The sequence below is a fragment of the Bremerella sp. TYQ1 genome, assembly GCF_020150455.1.
Lineage (GTDB): Bacteria > Planctomycetota > Planctomycetia > Pirellulales > Pirellulaceae > Bremerella > Bremerella volcania_A.
Map to the genome: position 1 here is coordinate 1586793 of NZ_CP083740.1, position 22516 is coordinate 1609308.

Here is a 22516-nt window from a genome sequence, read left to right on the forward strand (position 1 = left end):
TTCCTTAGCAATTCAACAAGGTAGACTAGCTCGATGGCTCCGACTGATCGTGATGAATCCACTTCCTTGGGTGAAGAATTATTCACCAAAAAGGCAACCGCGCTGGAAGCCTTCTTTGGCTTGAAACTTCTTCTCATTGGAATCGCCGGTTCAGTTTTTCTGTTAGGAGGCTTCGGCCCGTTTGCTTCGTACTCGATCACGGTTCGGATCGTACTGGGTGGCCTGGCCGTCTTGATCGCATTTCTCGGGGGAGCGTTCCTGTCGCAAACACGAAACAGTTATCACTTCTACTCCGATGGAGTGAAATGGGGCAAGCAAAGCATGACATTCGACGAGATTGAATCGTTTCGCTGCACGCTCAAACCGCCGCCCCCTCGCCATTCCCATCTTCCCACGTCAATTGAATTGATCTACACGCCCTATCCAGAAACGGGCAAAAAGCCGCTGCGATATAATTGCGGCGGGAACACGGAGTTCATTGAAAACTACCTGCGATGTCTTGATTTGCTGACCGATAAGATCGCTGCGCGGATCGGGCAGCAACTAAAAACCAACGGCCGTTACCAATGGCTACCCAATGTTGCTATCACAACTAAGGGAATTGAGTCGATACCAAAGGATGGTTTTCCGGAAACACTTGACTACGAATCAATCCGTCTCGGCGAAAACGGCGAATTAGAACTAGCCAAACCGAACGTGCTTTACGACCTTCGATCAGACGAAGTCTTCCTGAAGCTCCCTGTCCGAACGCCAAACATATTACCCTGCTGGCAGTACCTGGGAAGTCAAACCGAAGTGGCAGCTTTCGATTAGTTCTTCCGTTTGATCGACAGCTGCCGCGGTATCGGCTACTTGAAATATTCGGCGAGATACCGCCATTCAGTCTAAGCGACCGAGATATCGCCGTCACCTGTTTCGTTCACGTCGTCGAAGCGGACGCTGACGCGTTTCGAGATGCCAGACTCTTGCATCGTGACGCCATGTAGCGTCGTTGCAGCGGCCATCGTGGCTTTACTGTGGCTCACAATGACGAAGCGGGTCCAATCGAGAAACCCGTTCAATACGTCGACAAAGCGGCCAATATTGGCTTCATCCAAGGGACCATCCACTTCGTCCAGAATACAGAACGGACTGGGGCGAAATTGGAAAATGGCCAGCAGCAAAGTCACCGCGGTCAAGGCTCGTTCGCCCCCAGAAAGCAGCGAGATATTGAGCGAGCTTTTGCCTGGCGGCGTAGCGATGACATCGATCCCCGCTTCCAGAATGTCGACTCCTTCTTCCACGATAATATCCGCAGAGCCGCCGCCGAACACGCGTCGGAACATAACCTGAAAATTACTACGAACGGTCTCGAGCGTTTCCTCGAATAACCGTCGGCTGTCGACATTGATCTTATTGATAATCTTCTCAAGCGACTCCTTCGCCTCGGTCAAATCTTTTAATTGACCATCCAATTGCTCGAAGCGCGCCTGGAATTCGTCGAGCTCTTGCAGGGCCTGCATATTGACCGAACCGATGTTACTGATCTTCCGGCGTAAGTCGGCGATCTCTTCGTCGATGGCGGCTCGATCCCCCGGCAGCTCGACTTCTTCGACGTTCATTTCTACTTCAGAGATTTCGATTCCGTAGTCATCTCGCAGGCGTCGTTCGAGCGTGCCTCGTTCATGCCGAAGATCGGTGAACGCGAGTTCCTTTCGGTGTAGTTGATCGTCCGCGGTTCGCTGCTTTTGACGTGCCTCGACAAGCTTGGCCGTATGTTCCGCTTTCGTTTTCTCTAAGTTCTTGCGGGAAGCTCGCTCCGCAGCAAGAAGCTCCTGCGACTCGGTCAGCTGAAGCATCGCCGCCGCATATTCGCTCGTGGCGCGAAGGATTTCTAACTGCTGGCTTTCGACTTTGTGGCGATTTTGAGCAATGGCTGCGTGGATTTCCTCGATCGCCGTATTTCGCTCGTTCAGATTCGCTTGCAACCGCTGGCTGCTAACCTCTAACGCTTCGACTTGTTGCTCAGCGCGAGCGAGCTCCACTTTTAGGCCGGTGATCTGGCTGCGACTATCACTGAGACTGGCCTCCAGCTCACCGAGAATCTGCGTCAGACCATCGCTACTTTCTTCCAACTGCTGAATCGTTTCGCGCGTTGAAGTCAGCTCCTGCTCTTTTTCCTCTAACTGCTGCTGGTCGGTTTGAATCCGAGCTTCAATCGTCTCGCGCTGCTCCAGGCGCTTGGAAAGTTCCGTGTCGGCATCGGCGATTCGCGATTCCAACCGCTGCTTGACCAGGCGATGCTCGGTCAGCACCGACGAAGCCTCCTGCTGCTGGCCGACCAACGTCTCGAGCGACTGCTTCTGTTCAGCAACCGAGGACTGAACCTCTGCCAATGTCTCCTGCTTCTTTTCCAGAGCTTGTTCCAGCTTTTCAACTTCGTTTCGCAGTGCTCGAAGCTCACTGCGACGCGAGATGATGCCGCCGACGTTCGTTGTGGGCCCTGCATAGACGCGTCCATCCGCTTCCAGCATCTCGCCATCACGCGTCACGAAGCGAATCGGTTCGGAATAACGCTTCTTCAGCTCGACCGCCGTTCGGGCATTATCGACGAACCAAATTCCACCTAGCAGAAACGAAGCAACCGGTTGAAATTCGTCTTCCGCTTCGACAAAGTCGAGAGCGTTGCCCAAAACGCCTGTCTCGTCGCGAAGCCCAGCAGGCTCTTCGTACTGTGTCCCCGAAAGCGACTGCATGTCGAGCAAACCGACACGGCCAGGGAAGATCACCTCGCGCTCGAGCACTTGCTGCAGCAGTTCGCCACTTTCCAAAATCACCAGCTGTGCCGATTCTCCCAAAGCAATTTCAATCAGTCGGGCATACTCAACATCGACGCGCACGATGTCAGCGACCAAGCCAATCACCGATTGAAACAGGGGCAACCGTTCGACACGTGCCCGCGAAAGGATTTCCTTAACGCCAGAGTTGACCCCTTCGCTGGTCCGTTCCAATTCGTCGAGCACCGAAGCCCTTTCGGCAGCGACAGCACGGCGGCGAGACAAAGCGTCGAGATCCGCTTGAATGTCAGCCGCTTCTTGTTCTTTGCTTCGTAACGAGCCTTTCGCGTCGGTGACGTCGGCCTGGGCGGTCGAAAGATGCTCGACGAGTCCACCCTCATCTTCGGCCAACTGCTCCAGTTCGCTACGATGCTCTTCGAGCCGTGTCTCGTCACGCTCAATGTTCTTTTCGATCGCTTCTAGCTGATTACGATCGCTCTCGATCCGCGCTTTCACCGCACCGAGCGCGTTATCCAGTGTCGATACGTGCCGCAACAGCTCTAAATGTTTCTGGCGGTTTGCTTCGCCTTCTTCCCGCTTCGCTTCGATCTCGGCTTGAACTTCCTGCGTCGCAGCTTCCACGCTTTCCAAGTCGGCCGAAACCACGTCGCGCTGGGTTGTCGCTTTGGAAAGCTGCTGACGAGAATCGGCAAGCTCTGTCGTCAACGTTCGCAGCGAGGCGAAGTTGCGGACCAAGTTAACCGACAGAGTGCCTGACTCTTGCTCCAAGTCTTGCAGCAAGCGGTACTGCATGCCGGACGAAGAATGAATAGTCGCCAATCGCTGAGCCAACTTTGCGTGCTGCTCTTCTTTCTGCGAGAGCACCGACTGCAGATCGAACAGCTTCGCTTCCGCGCCTTCGAGTCCCGCTTCAGCGGTGGCAATCACTTCCTGGGCGCCGGATTGATCCTTCCGGAGTTGCTCTAACTCGCTGGAGTACTGCTCGACGCGGACCGAAAGACTGTTCCAGTCCTCCATGCCGACAACCGTACGCAGCAACTGAAGCCGTTCGGTGTATTCGCGATACCGCTGTGCTTTTCCGGCTTGCGATTTAATGCTGCGATAGCGGGAACCGACTTCCTCGACAATGTCGGACAGACGAACGAGGTTTTGCTCGACGCGATCGAGCCGTCGCTGGGTTTCCAGCTTCTTGGCTTTGAAACGGCTGATCCCCGCTGCCTCTTCAAAGACCGCCCGGCGGTCCCTGGGGGACGCTTGCAGCAAGGTATCCACTTTACCTTGCTCGATGATGCTGTAAGCATCGGTTCCGATCCCTGTCCCGCGACAAAGATCTTTCACGTCACGCAGACGGCAAGGATGCCGATTGATCAGATATTCGCCTTCGCCGCTTCGAAACACACGACGCGTCACATGGACTTCCGGGGCGTCGATCGGCAGTGTGCCTTCGGCGTTGTCGAAGATGATGGTCGCCTCGGCGGCGTTCATCGGCTTACGGCCGTGGGCGGACGAACCCTTGAAAATAACGTCCGCCATTTCCTTCCCACGAAGGCTTTTAGCGCTTTGTTCGCCCAGAACCCACTTGATCGCGTCGACGATATTCGACTTACCGGATCCGTTGGGACCGACAACCACCGTAATTCCCTCAGGGAATTCCAGGCGAGTCTTGTCGGCAAAACTCTTAAAGCCTTGAAGCTCTAAGGCCTTGAGCATGGTCGGCTCCGACGGGGGGACGGATTAAATGGACACGGACGATAAACCTTCCAGAGTCCTCTAATCGAACGTCGGGATCAAGGCGTCATCCCCGTCTGCGTAGGTAGTAACTTCGGAAGACTCTTCGGTTTTGGCAGATTCTTCCGACTGGGTGAAGTTCTCCGTGATCGTTTCGCCCGATTCTGAGGCCTCGGCATCGAGTTCTTCCGAACGGATGTAGCTTCGATCGGGGCGTGGCATCGAGTTCACTTCGACGCGAGCAGACAGGAATCCTTCGTTTCGTAGCGCGAAGACAGTCCGGACAATCTCTCCGTAGCCACAGTCGATAGTGGTCAACGCCTTGATGACGTCCTTCAAATCGGTCGAGCATTCCTGCGTCAATTCGCCACCGCCCGGCTGGAACCGCACCACTTTCACTTTGCGATGCCCGGAAGAGCGGATCGTAACGCCCTCTTCCCCCACGAAGCCAACTTCTCCCATCAAGCGAACATCGTTGCCGAAAATGACAATTTCAGGTCGATCCTTCAAGCGGAAGTGGACCATTGGTGACGACGTCGAGCGGACATGGTGTAGCTGAACATGATTGTCCAGCAATTCTCCAGCCACCGAAGGAAGTTGATTCGAGCGTTTTTTCAGCTGATCGAATGCACCGTAGCGAGCCTCGGCACTTTCTTCATGCAGCAGACCTTCCAGACTGTCGATCACGTCCAAGTCGTCGAACGAGCCCAGAGCCAGCATCGCACGATAGCGGAAACCATTGTTTGTGCGCGCCGCTTCGGTCAATGGCTCGATACAGTCGGAAACGTTCAAATACGCGAGTGCTTCCGCCGAACAAAAACGGACTAGTTCGTTTTGCGACTGAAGGCCCTTCTGTAGCGAAGGAATCGCTTCTTTACCGATTGCTTCCAGCTTCAGCGAGCCTGCTTGCGCGGTCGACTCTTCGAGCAACATTGCTTCGCATTCTGCCAAATGGCTTTGACGGAACGAGGACGACTGCGATAGCGGAATGAAACGGATCACGCGGATGTAGCGCGAGATGTTGTCTTTGTAGCGTGGATGGACATCGAGCGAGATAAACTTGTCGGTCTTAGGCGTTGCGACGCCTTGCTTGGAGCCTTGACGATACATGTAGAAGCGTCGGTTGATCGCTGCACCCACGTTGGCACTTGCGGCAATCGAAACTTCTCCTTCGATCAAACCGAGGCCCAGCGGACGCTCTTCCAACATAACGGCACCACCAAGGATGTGGCCTCGTTTCTTATTCGATTCGCTGTTGTTTCCATTCACCACGCTGTCGAGCACGATCGGCCCGGAGGCCCACGCGACATCGTTACCACGACGAGCACGACCACCCAGGAATGCCATTTCTGACAAACGAGTCCGAGGAGCATAGCCATGCTCCAAGCTTGACGTGTCGGTTTCCGCCGGGGCAATCACGCGGACATCGATCGAATCTCCTTTGCGTGCTCCAGCAGGAATGTTCGCTTCGACCATGACCAAAGCGGTGTTCGGCGAAGCCAGCCACTGCTGCGGCTGATCGACTTGCAAAACACGCATTTCATTCAGCAACAAGTCGCGACCAGGGGAGGGGGGAGGATCGCTACCGGTGCCACGCAGTTGGGTAACAAGCGTAATCCCTTCGACTTTGGCGACATTCAAACCGCCAGGGACGGTGAGATCGCCGACAGTGCGTATCTTCTCCCAGTCGTGCGAAGGAACTTCTTCGTCGACATCTTTGCTAGTCCAAGGGGCGATGCACCCAAGGGAACAAATTTGTCCGCCCACAAGCAGACAAACGAGAAAACAGGCAGCCGTATGAAAGCGTCCGTGCCGTGGCATTGGGTTGCTGGTCCGTCGAAAAACCTACGGTTCGATCCGAAGAATTCCTTTCTTCAGATTCAGTTGGCACAAACAGTAGGAAAAACTGATAGCACGATCAAGACCAATTTCTTAGAGACCAATGGCCTACGGCGGATCGAAACCACTTCGACAAAAAGGGTTACAGCGCAAGATACGCCAGGCCCCACGGATTGCGCCGGAAACAGGGCCATACTTCCGAACCGCTCCAATAAAATAGTGGCTGCACGTCGGCTGAAAGCGACATGCCTGACCGATCCAAGGGCTCAAAGTGTACTGATAGCACCGCACCGCGAAGATCATCGTCTCGGCCAACAAAGCTTGGCCGGCATCCCACAAAAATCGCAAATAGATCATCGCCGCGGCTTTCTCTCGGACGACTGAACTCGCGAAGACTGGCCGCCGTCGCCATGGTTTCGCTTCCACTTCCTGACCGAGCGGTGAGCCAGTTGGACGAGTCCCTTTTCGAGTTCGCCAAACGAGGGATGCGCTTTTGATTGCGGCAGAACTACCAGATCGAACCCGCTCGGCAGTTTCTCTCGATTGAGCCGAAACGCCTCCCGCAGACGACGCTTCCAGCGATTGCGTTGCACAGCATTGCCGATTTTTTTCTTCGAAACGACCAGACCCATTCGGCAGATGTCCGAATCGTTTCGCGCAGCATATACGACCAGCCAACCGTTGCCGGCCGAGGCTCGGCGTGTAAAAACTGCGTCGAACTCAGCCGGCGTCTTCAGCCGCAAATCAGGCGGAAATCGGTGAGACTTCTCCGTCACAAGAAACCTTTCTGGCTACCAGCGAAGGTCTTTGCGAGGATCTTCCGGATGGGCTTCGGCGAACGCTTCGACGGCTGCTTTCAGCTCGTCGGTCGGCTGTTCGGGCATCGCCACTTGCAGCACCACGTACAGATCGCCGGCATCTCCTTTGCTGTCTGCCACGCCTTGGCCGCGGACCCGCAAACGGCGACCACCGTTACTTCCTGCGGGGATCTTCATCGTAACGGTTCCTCCAGGCGTCGGTACATCGACCGAACCACCTAAAAGTGCTTCGGCCAATGTCACAGGAACGGTCACTTCCAGGTCTTTGCCGATCCGCTTGAAATACTTGTGCGACTGGACATGAATCCGGATCAAGAGATCGCCAGCAGGGCCACCGTTGGGGCTGGGGTCGCCTTGCCCTCGGAGCCGAATTTTCTTTCCATCTTCAATGCCAGGCGGGATTTTCGCGGTCAGCCGCTCCATTTCGCCGCTAGGGCGACGCACGTTCAAGTTGATCTCGCCCCCTTCCATCGCTTGCTTGAAGGGAACCGTCACGTCGTGCTGCAGGTCGTTACCGCGTACTGGCTGGGCATGCCGACGTCGGCCACCACCGCCACCGAGACCGCCAAAGATATCGGAAAGATCGGGGCCAGCGCCACCTCCACCACCGAAGATGTCGCCCAAGTCGAATTCAAACTGCGAGCCGCCTCCCGGGCCACCCCCAGCGGATCGCCACTGATGAAACCCACCAGGACCGCCACCTCCTCCGGGACCGGCGCCCATATTCTCGTAGTTGCTACCGAACTGATCGTACTTCTTCCGTTTTTCGGGATCGCCGATCACGTCGTAGGCGTTCTGGATTTCCTTGAACTTCGCTTGGGCCGCTTTGTCGTCCGGGTTCAAATCGGGGTGATACTTCTGGGCCATCTTTTTGTAGGCCTTGCGGATCTCGTCCTGCGTTGCGGAACGTTTAACTCCCAGAATTTGATAGTAGTCGTCAGCCATGAACTTCTAAGATTTCGCCTAACTGGTTTCCTGAAAACAACTTCCAACGAACACAAATATAGCATCCGCCCTGAATTGATTGCGTGAAGGGCAGTGCCTGCAAGCTATTCTATACTTAGAGACCGCTCTGGGGAGAGCGGCCAATTATCCCAAATTTGCCCGGCAAACACACGCACTCGTTTCCGGAAATTGCTTTGCTGCCATGATTCATCCCAAGATATTCGCCCCGCTGACGCTTCTCTTGCTGCTTGTTGGCATCGTTCTTTCGCCGACCGAAGCCGATGCTGCCTACGCAGAATACGAACTACGTGTGATCGACGCCCAGACGCAAATGCCGTGTTCGGCGAAGATCCGAATTACCAATTCTCGCGACAAAGCCCAGCGAATCGACGGGGCTTTAATGATCGATGGCACCGCTTACTTCACCGGCGGCATAAAAATGAAGCTGCGACCGGGACAGTATGGCTTCCGGCTCGACGCAGGACCGGAATATCCGTTTATGGAAGGGCATTTCATCCTCAATTCAGGCGACCAAGACAACCGCACGATCGAACTGAAACGCTTCATCGATATGAAGCAAGAAGGTTGGTACCCCGGCAATGTTGCCCTGACCGGCCGCGTGAAAGACCTGGAAACGATTATGCTGGCGGACGATCTCGTCCTTGGAAATCGCATTACCTGGAACAATCAAGCCAATCCCTGGGCCGGCAAGCCGATAACCAACCTCCGAGACGAATTCGGGGCATTTCGCTCGATGTGGGACATGGGGGGCGAGGATAATCGAGCTGGCGGCAAAGTTTGGTTCGCCCAAATGAACGAACCACTTCCTGTGCAGCGTCTTCAGCCAGAATACCCCGCAGCCACTTTTTTTCAGGCCGATCTCGGTTCGGGGCATGCTATCGCTGGCAGTCCATTCGAGCCTGATCTTCCACTTTGGGTCTCCCGCGAATTTATCGACTCCGTCTGCATCCTAAGCCCCGAAGTCGAAGCCTACGACTTCACCGACAAGCATCCGTTGGCCGAAAAAGCAGCCGAAATCCGTAAAGGAGACGTGACAGGGAAAGGACACCTGGCCCTTGATATCTACTACAAGCTGCTCGAAACCGGCATCCGCATGACACCAGTTGCCGCGAATGGGACCGATTCTGACGAGCAGTCCTCGCGGCTCGATCGTGTTTACGCCAAAGTCGACGGCGATTACACCCCGGAAGCCTGGTGGGATGCCGTCGAGTCTGGAAACGTTTTTGTCACCAACGGACCACTCTTGCGAGCGACCGTCGATGGCCAGCTTCCAGGGCACGTTTTCCCGATAAATATCGGTGAAAAGCACGAATTCCAGATCGCTCTCAGTCTCGCGACGCGGCAGAAAATTGCCTACTTAGAGGTGATCAAGAATGGAGAAAAGGACCTCGAAATCTCGCTCGACGAATACAAGGATCGCCAGGGCATATTGCCGCCGGTCGAGTTCAGCGACTCTGGATGGTTCCTCGTTCGCGTCGTCACCGAGGAGTCTGGCTACTACCAATATGCGATGACCGCTCCGTTTTACGTTGAAGCCAATGGACAGCCGCGAATCAGCAAATCGGCGTCTGAATTCTTCCGCGATTGGGTCTTTCGCCGGGCCATGAACATCCAGCTTGCCGACGGTCCGCAACGGAACGAAATCATTGATTTACAGCGAGATGCTCGCGATTTCTGGCAAAAACGGGCCAAAGCCGCCAACGCCCCGTAGAATGTCGCCACGTTCTGGTGCCATGCTTCCCACTTTTCCTAAACCACTAGTGATGTTGCCGCGAACCGGTAAACTAGGGGTTTCGATCCTTACTCGAGACCTCCGCATACCATGTCACCGTCGGCCGATTGGCGCAAGCTGTATCCCTTTTCGTCGCACACTTTGACGCTTCCTGAAGCGAATGTGAACTACGTCGACGAAGGTTCCGGCGAACCGATGCTGATGGTCCACGGCAACCCTACATGGTCGTTTTACTGGCGGAACATCATTACCCAGTTCCGCGACTCGCACCGCATGGTAGCCATCGATCACGTCGGCTGCGGGCTCAGCGATAAGCCGCAGAAGTACAACTATTGCCTGCAGCAGCACATCAATAACTTGGTCGCGTTGATCGACCAGTTAGATCTCCGCGACATTAATCTGCTGGTCCACGACTGGGGTGGGGCAATTGGGCTTGGAGCCGCATTGGCTCGGCCAGATCGTTTCGCTCGGCTGGTACTGTTCAATACCGCAGCGTTTCCGCCTCCTTATTGCCCCACACGAATCCGGGCCTGCCGAATCCCTGGCTTCGGTCCCTGGATGGTACGAACGTTCAATGCATTTGCTCGTCCGGCATTAACGATGGCAACCGAAAAGCCAGAGCGGTTCACGCCGGACGTTTGTGCGGGATACCTCGCTCCTTACGATAACTATGCCAATCGTATTGCGACGGCTCGCTTCGTTCAGGACATCCCCCTTTCCAAGAGCCACCCAACCTATGCGGTGTTGGAAACGATCGAGCAGGAGCTGCCCACGCTATCGCATCTGCCGATTCAACTAATTTGGGGCGCGAAAGACTGGTGTTTTCGGCTGGAATGTCTCGAACGCTTCCAGCTGATTTGGCCCACCGCCAGGGCCACCATTTTCAACGATGCAGGGCACTATGTCGTGGAAGACGCAAGCGAACGGATCGAGCCAATCTTGCGTGATTTCCTGAAACAAGAGCCGACTCCGGCCGCGGCTGAGGCTCCGCAATGAGCCAGTCGGAAGCCCTTTCGCTCGGTCAATTTGCCACGTTGGCCTGCACGCTGGAGGTTTGTGCCCCCAAGCCAGGCAACGTCCACCGCAGTGCCGACTTCGACGACGTCACGCTGCAAGACTTCTTGGCGAGTGCGATTGCTCTCGGACCGGTCTTCGATCGCGCCAACGATCTTTCGCTCGGTGAAATCGTTCGCGAAAGCATCCTCGCGACTTCCCGTGTCACCAAGACCAACACCAATTTGGGAATGGTTTTGCTGCTTGGCCCCTTGGCGAAAGCTAGTCCCGCGGGCCCATTGCAAGCAAACGCGACAGTGGTGATCGAACAATCTGATACCCAGGATGCGGCCGCGATTTACGAGGCAATTCGTCTCGCGAAACCAGGCGGGATGGCGAAATCCTCCAAGCATGACGTCTCGGGAGACGCACCCTCGCATATCGTTGATGCGATGCAGCTCGCGGCCGACCGCGACATGATCGCGAAGCAGTATACAAACGGTTTTGCCGAACTGTTTGATGCTGCCGTTCCGCTGCTGACTGATTCGAGCCATGCGTCACTTCCGCTAAGTCATCGCATTGTTCATGCTCATGTTTCGCTGATGGCCAGCCATCCCGATACGTTGATTGCTCGGAAGAATGGACAGGAAATGGCTGAGCAAAGTGCCGTGATGGCGCGACGGGTTCTGGATGCTGGTCCACCGTTTGAAGACGACTATCTACAGCAGCTTTCCAATCTCGACTTCTGGCTGCGGTGCGATGGGCACAAGCGAAACCCCGGCACCACGGCCGATATGATTGCGGCAGGGCTATTCGTATGCCTGCGGCAACAGCGGATTGTTTCCCCGTTCGTTTAACGTTTTCCCACAGGAGTTCCACGCATGCCGGTTCGTAATTGGGTCAAGCTGACCAAAGATCACCTGGTCTTTAGTGCAGGGCACTTCATTACATTCGGCGGTGACGTCTGCGAACGAATTCATGGCCACAATTACCGTGTAGAAGTCGAACTGCATGGTCCGTTGGACGAGAATCATTATGTCGTTGATTTCATTGCGCTTCGTGATTCGCTGCAAGAGATCGTCAACGGATTGGATCACCGGATGCTACTTCCGACTCAGCATCCGGCCATTGCTGTGACGAGTGACGAAAAGGAAATCACCGCGACATTCGAGGACCGCCGCTGGGTGTTTCCTAAGGAAGAATGCATCCTGCTCGACATTCCCAACACCACGACCGAACTGCTGGCTCAGTGGATTGGCGAACAGCTGTTGAGGGCACTTGAGCAGAAGCTACGGTGGAAACCCGAAGTCCTCCGCGTTGGTGTTGACGAAAATTACGGTCAGTGGGGTTATTGCGAATTTTCATAGTCACGGCCGACCAAACGACCGGAATATCTGCTTCAGGCGTACCTCTATAACGCCGCACACAACGACGTAATCGCCGGCAATCTACCGTTTTGCGCTAAAGAAACATCCCATTCATTCGTTGCCTACGGAATTTGGTTTGACGGCGCGAAGCAGCGTTCTATTTTTGGAAGTCTTCCGAGCAGGAGAACGCTTCACGCACAGCATTGAAGCCGCAGCGAACGAAGACCTATCGTCGCTTCACAGTCGTCACAATAAAATTCGGTGCCCACCATGCAGGTCGAATACATCAATCCGTTCATCCGCTCTACCACTGTCACTTTTGACACGATGTTGGGCTGCACCATCAAACGCGACAAACTGTGCATGGCCGATCAGGTCAGCGATGAATACGAAATCAGCGGTGTGATCGGTCTTTCGGGCAGAGCCCAAGGCTCGGTGGTCGTTAGCCTTTCTCGAGAAGTGGCCATCCAAGGTGCCGCCGCGATGCTGATGATGGACCCGAACGATTTCGATGGTCTGTGCGACGACGTAATCGATGCCGTCGGCGAAATCGCCAACATGGTTGCTGGTTCCGCCAAAGCGGAGCTGGAAGAATTCAATCTGTCGATCAGCTTGCCGAACGTCGTGCTCGGACACCCTCCTGACATTCGCTTCCCTTCGGAAATCAAGCCAATCGCTGTGACATTTGATTGCCCATGGGGCCCGATGGCACTGAAAGTTGGCTTCACGCCGCTGCACGCCGCGGTCTAACCGACGACGAAACCATTCGATCTCCCCGAGCAAACTCGGGGACCATCAGGCGGCGAGTACAAAGTTCTCGTCGCTGTTCGCGTTTCTTGGATGCACCAACGCTAGCACGCAGCACTCGTGCAATTTTCGCTAATCGTCAAAGTCAAACTTGTCGATGAATAGCGATACACGGTCGATTTTGTCCGAAACGTCTCACCGCCTAGCCCAAATATGTCCGGTAAACGCGATCCCAGTCAGCACTTCTCGAACCCTGCGCTTCGCAAGGCCGCCATCATTTTGATGTCGCTTCCCGAGGACGCAGCCGCTCAGCTGATGGGTAAGCTAACCCCGAAACAGGTCGAGTTGGTCTGTATCGAGATCGCTCAGCTCGACAATTTGAGTGGGCCGGAACAAGAGGCGGCCATCCTTTCGTTTGCCGAGCAAAACCCCAATCAGTTGGGAGGTGGTGGAGGAGGCATCAGTCTTGCGAAGTCACTTGTGACCAAAGCGCTGGGCAAAAACGCCACCGAAACGCTCGACAACGTACGGCAATCGGTCGAGTCGGTACCGTTCGGTTTTCTGCGCAAAGTCGACAGCCAGAACTTGTTGACGTTTATCGTCGACGAACACCCGCAAACGATCGCGCTGATTCTGTCGCACCTGCCGGCATCGTACGGGGCCGAGCTCATCTCGGGGCTACCCGCGGAACGCCAGCTATCAGTGATTCGCCGCATCGCGAACATGGGGCAAACCAACCCCGAGGTGATCCGCGAAGTCGAACGAGGCCTCGAAGATCGAATGGCCAGCGTGATGAGCCAATCGTTTGAGAATGCCGGAGGTATTCCGAGCGTCGCCGAGATCCTCAACGTGACCGACCGCACCACTGGAAAAGCGCTGCTGGAAAATCTGTCGCAGGAAGACCCTGACCTGGTCGAAGAAATCCGCCGCTTGATGTTCGTCTTCGACGACATCCAGAAGCTGATGGACAAAGACATTCAAGCGGTGCTCAAAAACGTCGAGACATCGCAGTGGGCAATGGCCCTCAAAGGTGCCAGCCAAGATCTGCGAGACAAGATCGTCGGGAATATGTCCAAGCGAGCCGGCGAAATGCTGCTCGAAGAAATGGACTTCCTCGGTTCGGTCAAACTTTCGGAAGTGGAAGCCGTTCAACAGCAGATCGTCGACATCGTTCGCCGCTTGGAAGATGCCGGAGAAATCCAGCTGACCGCAAGCGACGAAGAAGAAATGATGATCCAATAAAACGCCTTCCCAGCCAACAAGAAGCGAAAAGAGTCCCACGACAACCCGCGGGACTCTTTTTTATTGGCATCAAACCGAACGCGACGCTTAGTCTCGCCAGGCAACGGCAATATCCGTGATCAGCTCTTCGTCCGCAAATGTTTCCTCAGAGGTGTCCTCGTCTGGTCCAACGAAGTAATCGGCTGGGGAGGGCATCCAGTAATCGATCTGCGACAAGCTTTCATCCAGCGGCGTGAACGATTCGCTTGATTCCGCCAGTCCACAGAACGAGGAAGCTTCCTGAATCTCGACATGGTTTGTCGCGCTGGAATTCGATTCGGAAAGCGGCAACACAAATGGCTCACCTTCCAAAATCAGCCCCGGCGTGCTGGCAGTTTCAGCCACAACGACTTCCTCTCCTTCCAACTGAACGGTAGGCTCGCCTCCGATCAACAGCGACTGGCTTTGTACGGCCATCGTTGCGCCTGTTCCGTCCCAGTCGCCGATCACGGGAATCCAATTCGGCGGATCATTGCGTGGTGGAACAACGATTAAATTGGAAATGCTTCCATCGATCTTGTTGTTCATATACCACGTGCCGTTACTTGGATCGTACAAGCCGATCGTATCTTGGCCGTTGCCGTTCCAGTCTCCGGCGTAAGGAATCCAAGTCGAAGGCAATGGATTCGGCAGGTCGACGATCACACCATACGGTGCGCCGGTGCTTGAATCGATCGCCGTCGACCAGCCTCCGTTGAGCTGGTTATTGAGATACCAGTTGTTCGTCGCGGGGTCGTACAAGCCAAACGTATCTCCGCCGAGCCCGTCCCAGTTGCCAGCGATCGGCAGCCATGTGGTTGGCAAGCCTCCGGGGCGATCGATAAAGATATCACCACTCCAATCAAACACCGGGCCAGGCGTTCCGGAAGGATGAGCCGCCGCCGCAAGCGTCAGCTCGGTATTCAATCGCCAGTCATTGCTGACAGGGTCGTACAAACCTAGTTCATCAATGCCGTCGTTGTCCCAGTCGCCTACAACCGGCTTCCAGCCCAGCAGGTTGCGTGGGATACGAATCGTTTGATATCCGGTAATCGAGCCATCAAGCTGATTGCTGATGTAGGCTTCGCCCAAGACAGGATCGAACACGCCAACCGAGTCCTTGCCGTCTCCGTCCCAGTCGCCGGCCAGCGGCAGAAAGTAGGATGGATCGTTTTGATTGGCGTTGAACGTGATCATATCGGCAATGGTTCCGTCCGAGCGGTTGCTGAGGAACCAATTGTTGGTGACCGGATCGTACAAGCCTTGCGTGTCGTAGTAGGTCACGTCAGGCAGTTTTTCGACCGATATCGTCGTATCCAGATCGCCATTCATGAACTGCGGCGTGTAGTCTTTCTGGTAACGATAAATACGGAACGTCAAATTCCCCTGCACGCCATCGATGCCCTGGATGTTGACCGGAGGAATCGCTTCGTTGTAATCCAATGCACCTGGAGGTCCATCGTATTGCAAGGAAAGTGGATTGCGATATTCCCAGACGATGTTGCCTTGCGGGGTGACCTCAAAGAAACGTCCTTCGGTTCCTTCATTGATCAGTGTGTTGCCGTTAGGCAGTCGCTGAGCCCCAGAAATAATCCGGGCAAAGAAGTTCGACTTCACTGGTGCCGAGTATGTCCATTCCGCCGCATAGGGTGCATAGGCATAGTTGGGAACCAACGTGTAGAAATGTGGATCGTACAACCCGACGGTGTCGAAGCCGTCGTTATTCCAGTCGCCCGCCATCGGGATCCAGTCGTACGGCACATTCACAGGCACACGAAAACTAAACTGGGCAGTCGTTGAACCATCGAAGCGGTTATTGAGGTACCAATAGTCGGCATTGGGATTGTAAACGCCGAAGGTATCGAACCCGTTGTTGTTCCAGTCGCCTGCGATCGGACGCCAATCGTTTCCGACAGGGCCATGAGCGGCTTGAGCAATGAACGTGGCATTGTTGTTGGTATACGACCACTGCCCACTGGGCTGATGATAAAGGGCAACGCTATCGCCTCCGGCACCATCCCAATTGCCTGCAATCGGCAACCAACCGACACCGCCGTTGCCAGGGCCGACGAACGTGGTCCAGTTGCTGCCGCCGGCATGCAAATAGAACGTGTTCGTGGCAGGATTGTAGAAGCCGACGGTATCGGCACCATCGTTGTTCCAGTCGCCACTGATCGGCTTCCAGCCGGCTCCAGCACCGTCAGGGCCACTAAACGTTTGCAGGTCGGTCCAAACGGTAGCGGACGCAGTCAGATTGGTCAGTAAAACCACGTTGTTTTCGGGATCGTACATCCCAGCCGAATCGCCGCCAACACCATCCCAATTGCCAGTCACTGGAAGCCAAGACGCCGACCAAGGATTGTCGAGATTCGCAAAGTCTTCGACGTAGTTTAACTTTCGCGTGCCGAACACGATCATGTCTACGTCGGACGTTTCGTTGCGGTTGTTGAAGTAGAACTGCTGATCGTCAGGCGAATCAATTTCAAGCACTTGCGACCAGTTTTCGTTTCCACGTCGTCCCCAACCGTTGTCGAAGACCAGGAAGTTCTGCCCAGGGTCGATGTCGCGATCGATCCAAGTTGCATCGTGCTGATATCGCATCTGCTGAGCCGCGAGACTACCGCGATCGTAAACGTGCGGGCTACCCCAGCGATAAAGAATTCCGCCACCCATGCCGCTGCGTCCACCAGATTCGGTTCTTGCTTCCGCGGTGGTCGTGCTGTGATCGATTACCCAGAATTCGCTGAACTCACGCGAAGAAACGACGATCTGATCGAGTTCGGCGTTGTAGTCGAGACCATTGAAGTGGGTCCAGTCAGCCAAGATAGACCCGGCCCCGAACACTTCAGGAATGTAGTTGATGTCGACGCGCTGAGGATTGGCCGAAACGCTGCCATAGTTTTGACGGTTGGGATACTTGTCTTGCACAACATGATCAATCAAGGACCACTGCCAAACAATGGCGTCTCGCGAGCTGGTCAGCACACCGTTTTGCATAGTGCTGATGCTTGGATCGATTTCGATGATCGCGTCGGGCCACAGTTCGTATCGCGTGCTGGCTTGCAGCGTGCTTGGATCCCGTCCTTGTGCGACAGCTTCATCGTAGCGAACACGCTGCCAGGCGATCGCCAGGATATTGCCGTTCGGCATCACCTCGAAATCGTGATGCAATCGAAGATCGCGATTCGGCAGACCATTGTTGACTTCGTTCAAATCGAACTGCCACTTCAAATCGCCGTACCAGCTGAACAGCTCCAGTCGACCGGAAGCCCCCGGAGCCGTCATTTCGCCGGCAACGTTGGGCGTTTGAGCCGCACGGATCATATCGCCTGGCTCGTAAACGCCTGTCTCGTCGGAGGCGGCCAATTCGGAACCGATCAGGTACGAAGCCATCGGATTGTATTGGCTAACCCAACGGTTGACCTCGTGTCCCTCTTGATCGATCAAGTAGGTGATCCGAGAAGTCGACGGGGCAATCAGCGTGTAACCGTCGTTGGCTTGCGGCGAATTGGCGAAAAGCCCTACGGTGTTGACCGCCAGCAACCGGCGATCTTCCATCTGCTCGATGCGATTAACGCGATGACGTTTGCGGCGTTTGTTGGAAGTGCGACAGCGAAGATCGTGCGAGGTACCCATCTGGTTGCCATTCCTTAGTACATAGCGGTCCGGGAAGAGAAACTGCTCTACAACGGAAGTAGGTTGAACCAGATAGCGGCGGCCAACTCGAAACCATCCGAGCAACGCGCTTCGCCTCCACTCAGCATCGCGACGTCAGGAATCGGTAGAAGCCATCTCGTGGGCTGATCTGGTTCGTTCGGGCTATTCGCCGGCCAAGCCCTCCAAAGTCGCCACGATTAAATCGCATCCCCTAACGTCGTTCAACTATCTATTTTTCCGATTCACAAAAAACTTCCCAATCCTCACAGACCAACGTAAAGGTGGGCAAGATGGGCGCCAAAGGTAGAGGCTTTTTCAAAAATTGTCTTCGTTGGATTAGCAGTGAGGAGTGTTAAAGTCGGGGTCGTGCTCAAACGATCGACGAGCGAATCGAACGGTAAGAAGTTGGTTTGCGCCGGCTTCACAATTCCTCTCCGAGTATCGAAGAAGACGCGACAAGCGAACCAGCACTCGTCACGCACTCGGTCACAGGTGCAGCATCGATTCTCTTCTTCACCGTAATAACGCGTTGGCTGTTTTTTCTTTGTTTCAACTCGAAGCAGCTTCCGGCGCTTATTCCATTCTCAGCATGCGTCAGACGCTGGCTTTCTCATGGCAATTCGATACGTTTCCCAATTCAGGCCTGCTTCGACCAATTCGCCAAAGGTTAGCTTCCGAAAAATTTTTCCCAAATCGGTCGTGACACGGATCTTGGGATTTCGTATTTACTCCCCCGTCGCTGGTGAACACCGGTGACGAGGTCACAGGTAACGGACATCGGAAGTCCTTTGTACGACGGTAGTTTGCGGGAACTGCCAGCCCCCCTCCTGGGCTGAAGCTCATACTTGTCAAGGTCATACGGCTACTGGGTCGGCCGTCTTGGCAAGTGCTTCACAGAGGGCTTCCGGTCAGACCTCTGGAGCTTGGGTCATTTGCTCCAGAGGTCGCCTCCACCAACGCGGCGAGAGATTCTACGATGAATCCTCGCCGCGTTTTTTTTATGCGCAAGCCGAAAGCGAAAGATCACGTTGCCCCTGGTCACGTTGACAGCTTTCCCAGCGGCTTCTAGCTTGAACCGACGCTTTGATCTCGTTTTCTTCTGAGAGTTCGCCCCATGTCGAAACCTGTTGCCATTGTGACTGGAAGTTCCCGCGGAATTGGTCGTGCGATTGCCGAACGACTCGCCGCCGACGGGTACTGTGTCACCGTGAATTACAACTCCAGCCCAGATGCGGCTAACGAAGTCGTTGCCGGCATTGAAGAGCAGGGGGGCGAAGCAATCGCCGTTCAGGCCAACGTTGGATCGGAACAGGGCCGCACGCAGCTGCTGGAAGCAACCTTGGCCAAATGGCATCGCCTGGATGTCCTGGTCAACAACGCTGGGATCACTTCGCCAGGCCGACTCGATCTCTTGGAAGCGACCTCCGAAAACTGGGACTTGGTGCTCGATACCAATTTGAAGGGGCCATTCTTCCTCTCCCAGTCGGCCGCCAATGCGATGCTTTCGCAGATCGAAGCCGAGGCGATTCCTTCGGGGAAAATCATCAATCTTTCTTCGCTGTCGGCCTATGCCAGCTCGCCCAATCGAGCCGACTACTGCATCGCCAAAGCAGGTCTCGCGATGATGACGCAGCTGTTTGCTGATCGACTCGGTACCGAAAACATTCAGGTCTTCGAGGTCTGCCCTGGAATTATCGCCACCGATATGACCGGTCCGGTGACCGAAAAGTACGACAAGCTGATCGAAGAAGGGATCACGCCGATCCACCGCTGGGGACAGCCAGACGATGTCGCCAAAGCGGTCTCTGCGATCTGCGCCGATTACTTCCCCTTCAGCACAGGGCAGCGAATCAACGTCGACGGCGGCTTTCACCTTCGTCGGCTCTAAGCCGCTAGCACTGCCGGCCACTTACTGAAAAGCAGATACGTATTACCGCCATCAGCTCGCTCAGCATCCAACCAACGAGCATCTGGCAAACTTTGCCGGTTACGCAAAAGATTCCACTCGCTGGCACCGATACATGAGAATGTGCCTCTGCATGGCAGGGGATGGTGCCTTACTCGATTCGTGCCCAGGGATGGCTCACGATGCGGTTGGATTGGAAAGCTGTCGGACTGTTAACGGTTTCGCTTCTGCTGAAAAGTGGCTGCGTTTCGGTTCGCTATGATGACAAGCCGCTCCCCATCGAACCGACGCCTGCCCTTGTCCCAGCACCGGCCACATGCAGTAGCGAAGTCGAATGGACGCCGCCGCAAGCGGTAGCCCCACAGCCGTTGCCACAACCGGCAATTGCTTCCGACTGCACGACCGACGACTGCCAACCGCAGCATCAGTTCGCGTTCAATTTCCATCACAAGCTGAAGAGCTGGCTGCATCGCCCTAAGCATCAGCCTGCGGTTGCCCCTGTGATTCCGCCTCACTCGAAGTTTCACCCGGTGCCAACACGCCCTGTGTTCGCCGCTCCGGTCATCTTTTACGACGACGTCCCGCGTCCGCTGCCCACCAAAATGGCCAAGCCGATGCCGGTTCCGCCGCCGGCCGATATCACTCCAGAGTCGAACGACCACGAAGTCAACGCGCCGATGCCGCTGGAAGACGAACTCCGGATCGCCAGCCCTATTTCTTTGAACGGACCCGTTCGCCCCATCGCGAATGGCTGGAAAGCGACCGAGCACGAATAAGCTGCTGCCTAATCAGCTCCTCAAGCTCGCCGCACGATACGCTTAAACTTGGCGAACACATTCTCCAAGCGTCTCCCTGAGTCGACCAATCAGATAGCAGGCGCTTCGATCCTGCCCGTAACTCAATCGTCTTCAGCCTACGGGACAATGCTCGCGCTCAGTTTCTCAAGCCGATCTTCCCTGGCCACCACGAACGACACTCCCCATTCGCCCTGCATTCAACGGAACACGCTGATTCAAGCAACGCCGTGCTTGCTGTGCATCTTCGCGTAAACCGCATAGTTAGCGCATGAAGCACCCTCTCGGTGGCAATTTAGGTTGACTCTGCGGCCCAACCCGGGAGGGATGAAGCGACCGAGCCATCTGTTCCGATGACACCTTTCGGCCCGCTGATCCATCTCTCCGCCAGTCACAAGCAACGATCGGAGCTGCGGTGCTATCAAAACAGGTATCGACGACGCTCCGGGTTGCCGAAAGACGAGAGATCTATGCGTTCACCCTCCTTGAATATCCTCGCCGTTCGTCTTTGCTGGCTATTGCTTGCGACAGCGGTGTGTTATTCACCGGTTATCTCCGGCAATTCGGCCCGCGGGTCCGAGCTTCGCATGACCCCCATCGTGAAAGCGGTGCAGTCAGCGAAAGCTTCGATCGTAAACATCCATGGCCATAAGACAGTCTCGACCGTCAGTGCCGTTGGAGGCGATACGCCCCGCCAGGTGAACGGCATGGGAACCGGGGTCATCATCGACCGCCGCGGATTCATTGTCACCAACCATCACGTGGTCGACGGCGTCCGACGCATTCAAGTCACGTTCAACAGTGGCGAAACGTTGATTGCTCGCCTGATCGCACACGATCTGACAACCGACTTGGCCGTCATTAAAGTCGATTCGTCCGACGAACTGCCCGTCGTCAACATTGGCAAGTCGAGCGACTTGATGCCAGGCGAAACGGTCATCGCCGTCGGCAACGCTTATGGATACGAAAACTCGGTCACTCGCGGCATCATCAGTGCTTTGCACCGCAGCGTTCAAGTCACCGAGAATCAAAAGTACGACGATCTGATTCAAACCGATGCCAGCATCAACCCCGGCAACTCCGGCGGCCCACTGCTGAACATCGATGGCCAGATGATCGGTATCAATGTTGCCGTTCGCGTTGGTGCCCAGGGCATTGGCTTTGCGATTCCTGTCGATACCGTCATGGAAATCGCTTCCCGCATGATGTCGACCGAACGCATGAGCGATCAGTACCACGGCATCCGTGGCAAGACCCTCTGGGACGGCGACACCGCTTCGTTCAAGATCACCGGCATCGAAAAGGATAGCCCCGCCGATGCGGCTGGCCTGCGAATCGGCGACACGCTCACGAAAATCGGCGAGCAAAAGATCGAACGCCAACTCGACGTTGAACTCGCTTTGCTCAATCGCACGCTTGGCGAAGAGATCGCCTTGGAAGTCGATCGAGCAGGGGACGCTGGCAAACAATTGGCCATCGTCACGAAGAGTCTGAGTGGTGCGACCAACGTTTCAGATCTTGCCTGGCGAGCAATGGGCGTGCGAGTGAAGTCGATGCCTGAGCAGGAATTCGCTCAGCTTTCCAGCCGATACCGTGGTGGCCTGCAAGTGACCGCCGTGCGTGCTGGCAGCCCTGCTGAGGTCGAAGGCATTCAAGTCGGTGACATCCTGGTCGGCATGCACGACTGGGAAACGATCTCGTACGAGAACCTCGACTACATTCTGAAGAACAAGTCGGTAACGCAACGCGGAGCCGTTCGCTTCTACATCCTTCGCGAACGTGACACTCTGTACGGCGACATCAGCCTGGCCGCCACCCAACAACTGACGCAGCGATAAGACTGGCTCGCTGCCAATCGTTCAGCCCCGGGAAAACCACCTGGGTGCCATGCTCACGTCCGCAGCAGAACATGCCGGGGGTCTTCGCCCTCCG

16 protein-coding genes are annotated in these 22516 nt (G+C 55.4%); 10 read left to right on the forward strand and 6 right to left on the reverse strand.

Annotation, left to right across the window (positions count from 1 at the left end):
• Window positions 1-33 precede the first annotated feature (33 nt).
• The gene (locus tag LA756_RS05880) at window positions 34-813 is read left to right on the forward strand and encodes a hypothetical protein (RefSeq protein WP_224438947.1); all 780 of its coding nucleotides are present in this window, start codon (window positions 34-36) and stop codon (window positions 811-813) included.
• 71 nt (window positions 814-884) lie between these two features.
• On the opposite strand, the gene smc is transcribed toward LA756_RS05880, so the two are convergent.
• From smc to LA756_RS05905, 5 genes are all read right to left on the reverse strand, one after another.
• The gene (gene smc / locus LA756_RS05885; RefSeq protein ID WP_224438948.1) at window positions 885-4487 is read right to left on the reverse strand and encodes a chromosome segregation protein SMC; all 3603 of its coding nucleotides are present in this window, start codon (window positions 4485-4487) and stop codon (window positions 885-887) included.
• A gap of 60 nt (window positions 4488-4547) precedes the next feature.
• Window positions 4548-6326: a flagellar basal body P-ring protein FlgI gene (locus LA756_RS05890; protein WP_224438949.1), complete on the reverse strand. Its 1779-nt coding sequence runs from the start codon at window positions 6324-6326 to the stop codon at window positions 4548-4550.
• A gap of 126 nt (window positions 6327-6452) precedes the next feature.
• A complete protein-coding gene (gene yidD, locus LA756_RS05895) occupies window positions 6453-6701 on the reverse strand; it encodes a membrane protein insertion efficiency factor YidD (RefSeq protein WP_224438950.1) in 249 nt (82 codons plus the stop codon).
• On the reverse strand, window positions 6698-7120 hold the full coding sequence (rnpA, locus tag LA756_RS05900; RefSeq protein ID WP_224438951.1) for a ribonuclease P protein component: 423 nt from the start codon (window positions 7118-7120) through the stop codon (window positions 6698-6700). The genes yidD and rnpA overlap by 4 nt, the downstream gene beginning before the upstream one ends.
• Before the next feature lie 15 nt (window positions 7121-7135).
• A complete protein-coding gene (locus tag LA756_RS05905) occupies window positions 7136-8107 on the reverse strand; it encodes a DnaJ C-terminal domain-containing protein (protein ID WP_224438952.1) in 972 nt (323 codons plus the stop codon).
• Window positions 8108-8309: 202 nt separating this feature from the next.
• Between LA756_RS05905 and LA756_RS05910 the strand changes: the two genes are divergently transcribed.
• From LA756_RS05910 to fliG, 6 genes are all read left to right on the forward strand, one after another.
• Window positions 8310-9839 (forward strand): hypothetical protein, encoded by a 1530-nt coding sequence (locus LA756_RS05910; protein ID WP_224438953.1) that lies wholly within the window; start codon window positions 8310-8312, stop codon window positions 9837-9839.
• Window positions 9840-9950: 111 nt separating this feature from the next.
• Window positions 9951-10856 carry an alpha/beta fold hydrolase gene (locus tag LA756_RS05915; protein WP_224438954.1) on the forward strand — a complete coding sequence of 302 codons (906 nt, stop codon included), beginning with the start codon at window positions 9951-9953 and terminating at the stop codon, window positions 10854-10856.
• Window positions 10853-11710, forward strand: a complete 858-nt coding sequence (locus LA756_RS05920) for a triphosphoribosyl-dephospho-CoA synthase (RefSeq protein WP_224438955.1) — start codon at window positions 10853-10855, stop codon at window positions 11708-11710. Before LA756_RS05915 ends, LA756_RS05920 begins: the two co-directional genes overlap by 4 nt.
• A 24-nt stretch (window positions 11711-11734) precedes the next feature.
• Window positions 11735-12220 (forward strand): 6-pyruvoyl tetrahydropterin synthase family protein, encoded by a 486-nt coding sequence (locus LA756_RS05925; protein WP_224438956.1) that lies wholly within the window; start codon window positions 11735-11737, stop codon window positions 12218-12220.
• Window positions 12221-12490: 270 nt separating this feature from the next.
• Window positions 12491-12970, forward strand: a complete 480-nt coding sequence (locus tag LA756_RS05930; RefSeq protein WP_224440361.1) for a chemotaxis protein CheX — start codon at window positions 12491-12493, stop codon at window positions 12968-12970.
• Between the two features lie 210 nt (window positions 12971-13180).
• Window positions 13181-14209 (forward strand): flagellar motor switch protein FliG, encoded by a 1029-nt coding sequence (gene fliG / locus LA756_RS05935; RefSeq protein WP_224438957.1) that lies wholly within the window; start codon window positions 13181-13183, stop codon window positions 14207-14209.
• Window positions 14210-14296: 87 nt separating this feature from the next.
• On the opposite strand, the gene LA756_RS05940 is transcribed toward fliG, so the two are convergent.
• Window positions 14297-17863, reverse strand: coding sequence for an aryl-sulfate sulfotransferase (locus tag LA756_RS05940; RefSeq protein ID WP_224438958.1), 3567 nt, complete (start codon window positions 17861-17863; stop codon window positions 14297-14299).
• A 1135-nt stretch (window positions 17864-18998) separates the two neighbouring features.
• On the opposite strand from LA756_RS05940, the gene LA756_RS05945 reads away from it, so the two are divergent.
• The 3 genes from LA756_RS05945 to LA756_RS05955 all read left to right on the forward strand — a co-directional run bounded on the left by LA756_RS05945 (window position 18999) and on the right by LA756_RS05955 (window position 22422).
• Entirely contained in the window at window positions 18999-19772 is a 774-nt protein-coding gene (locus LA756_RS05945) for a 3-ketoacyl-ACP reductase (protein ID WP_224438959.1), read from the forward strand.
• Window positions 19773-19972: 200 nt separating this feature from the next.
• Window positions 19973-20566: a hypothetical protein gene (locus LA756_RS05950; protein WP_224438960.1), complete on the forward strand. Its 594-nt coding sequence runs from the start codon at window positions 19973-19975 to the stop codon at window positions 20564-20566.
• A 488-nt stretch (window positions 20567-21054) separates the two neighbouring features.
• Window positions 21055-22422 (forward strand): S1C family serine protease, encoded by a 1368-nt coding sequence (locus tag LA756_RS05955; protein ID WP_224438961.1) that lies wholly within the window; start codon window positions 21055-21057, stop codon window positions 22420-22422.
• Window positions 22423-22516 lie beyond the last annotated feature (94 nt).

Bases quoted from the DNA above. Each gene is read 5' to 3' on its own strand.
- LA756_RS05930 (WP_224440361.1), top strand. From the start codon at position 12,491: ATGCAGGTCGAATACATCAATCCGTTCATCCGCTCTACCACTGTCACT.
- LA756_RS05950 (WP_224438960.1), top strand. From the start codon at position 19,973: ATGCGGTTGGATTGGAAAGCTGTCGGACTGTTAACGGTTTCGCTTCTG.
- LA756_RS05905 (WP_224438952.1), bottom strand. From the start codon at position 8,107: ATGGCTGACGACTACTATCAAATTCTGGGAGTTAAACGTTCCGCAACG.
- LA756_RS05920 (WP_224438955.1), top strand. From the start codon at position 10,853: ATGAGCCAGTCGGAAGCCCTTTCGCTCGGTCAATTTGCCACGTTGGCC.
- LA756_RS05955 (WP_224438961.1), top strand. From the start codon at position 21,055: ATGCGTTCACCCTCCTTGAATATCCTCGCCGTTCGTCTTTGCTGGCTA.
- LA756_RS05945 (WP_224438959.1), top strand. From the start codon at position 18,999: ATGTCGAAACCTGTTGCCATTGTGACTGGAAGTTCCCGCGGAATTGGT.
- smc (WP_224438948.1), bottom strand. From the start codon at position 4,487: ATGCTCAAGGCCTTAGAGCTTCAAGGCTTTAAGAGTTTTGCCGACAAG.
- fliG (WP_224438957.1), top strand. From the start codon at position 13,181: ATGTCCGGTAAACGCGATCCCAGTCAGCACTTCTCGAACCCTGCGCTT.
- LA756_RS05910 (WP_224438953.1), top strand. From the start codon at position 8,310: ATGATTCATCCCAAGATATTCGCCCCGCTGACGCTTCTCTTGCTGCTT.
- yidD (WP_224438950.1), bottom strand. From the start codon at position 6,701: ATGATCTATTTGCGATTTTTGTGGGATGCCGGCCAAGCTTTGTTGGCC.
- LA756_RS05880 (WP_224438947.1), top strand. From the start codon at position 34: ATGGCTCCGACTGATCGTGATGAATCCACTTCCTTGGGTGAAGAATTA.
- LA756_RS05925 (WP_224438956.1), top strand. From the start codon at position 11,735: ATGCCGGTTCGTAATTGGGTCAAGCTGACCAAAGATCACCTGGTCTTT.
- LA756_RS05915 (WP_224438954.1), top strand. From the start codon at position 9,951: ATGTCACCGTCGGCCGATTGGCGCAAGCTGTATCCCTTTTCGTCGCAC.
- LA756_RS05890 (WP_224438949.1), bottom strand. From the start codon at position 6,326: ATGCCACGGCACGGACGCTTTCATACGGCTGCCTGTTTTCTCGTTTGT.
- LA756_RS05940 (WP_224438958.1), bottom strand. From the start codon at position 17,863: ATGGGTACCTCGCACGATCTTCGCTGTCGCACTTCCAACAAACGCCGC.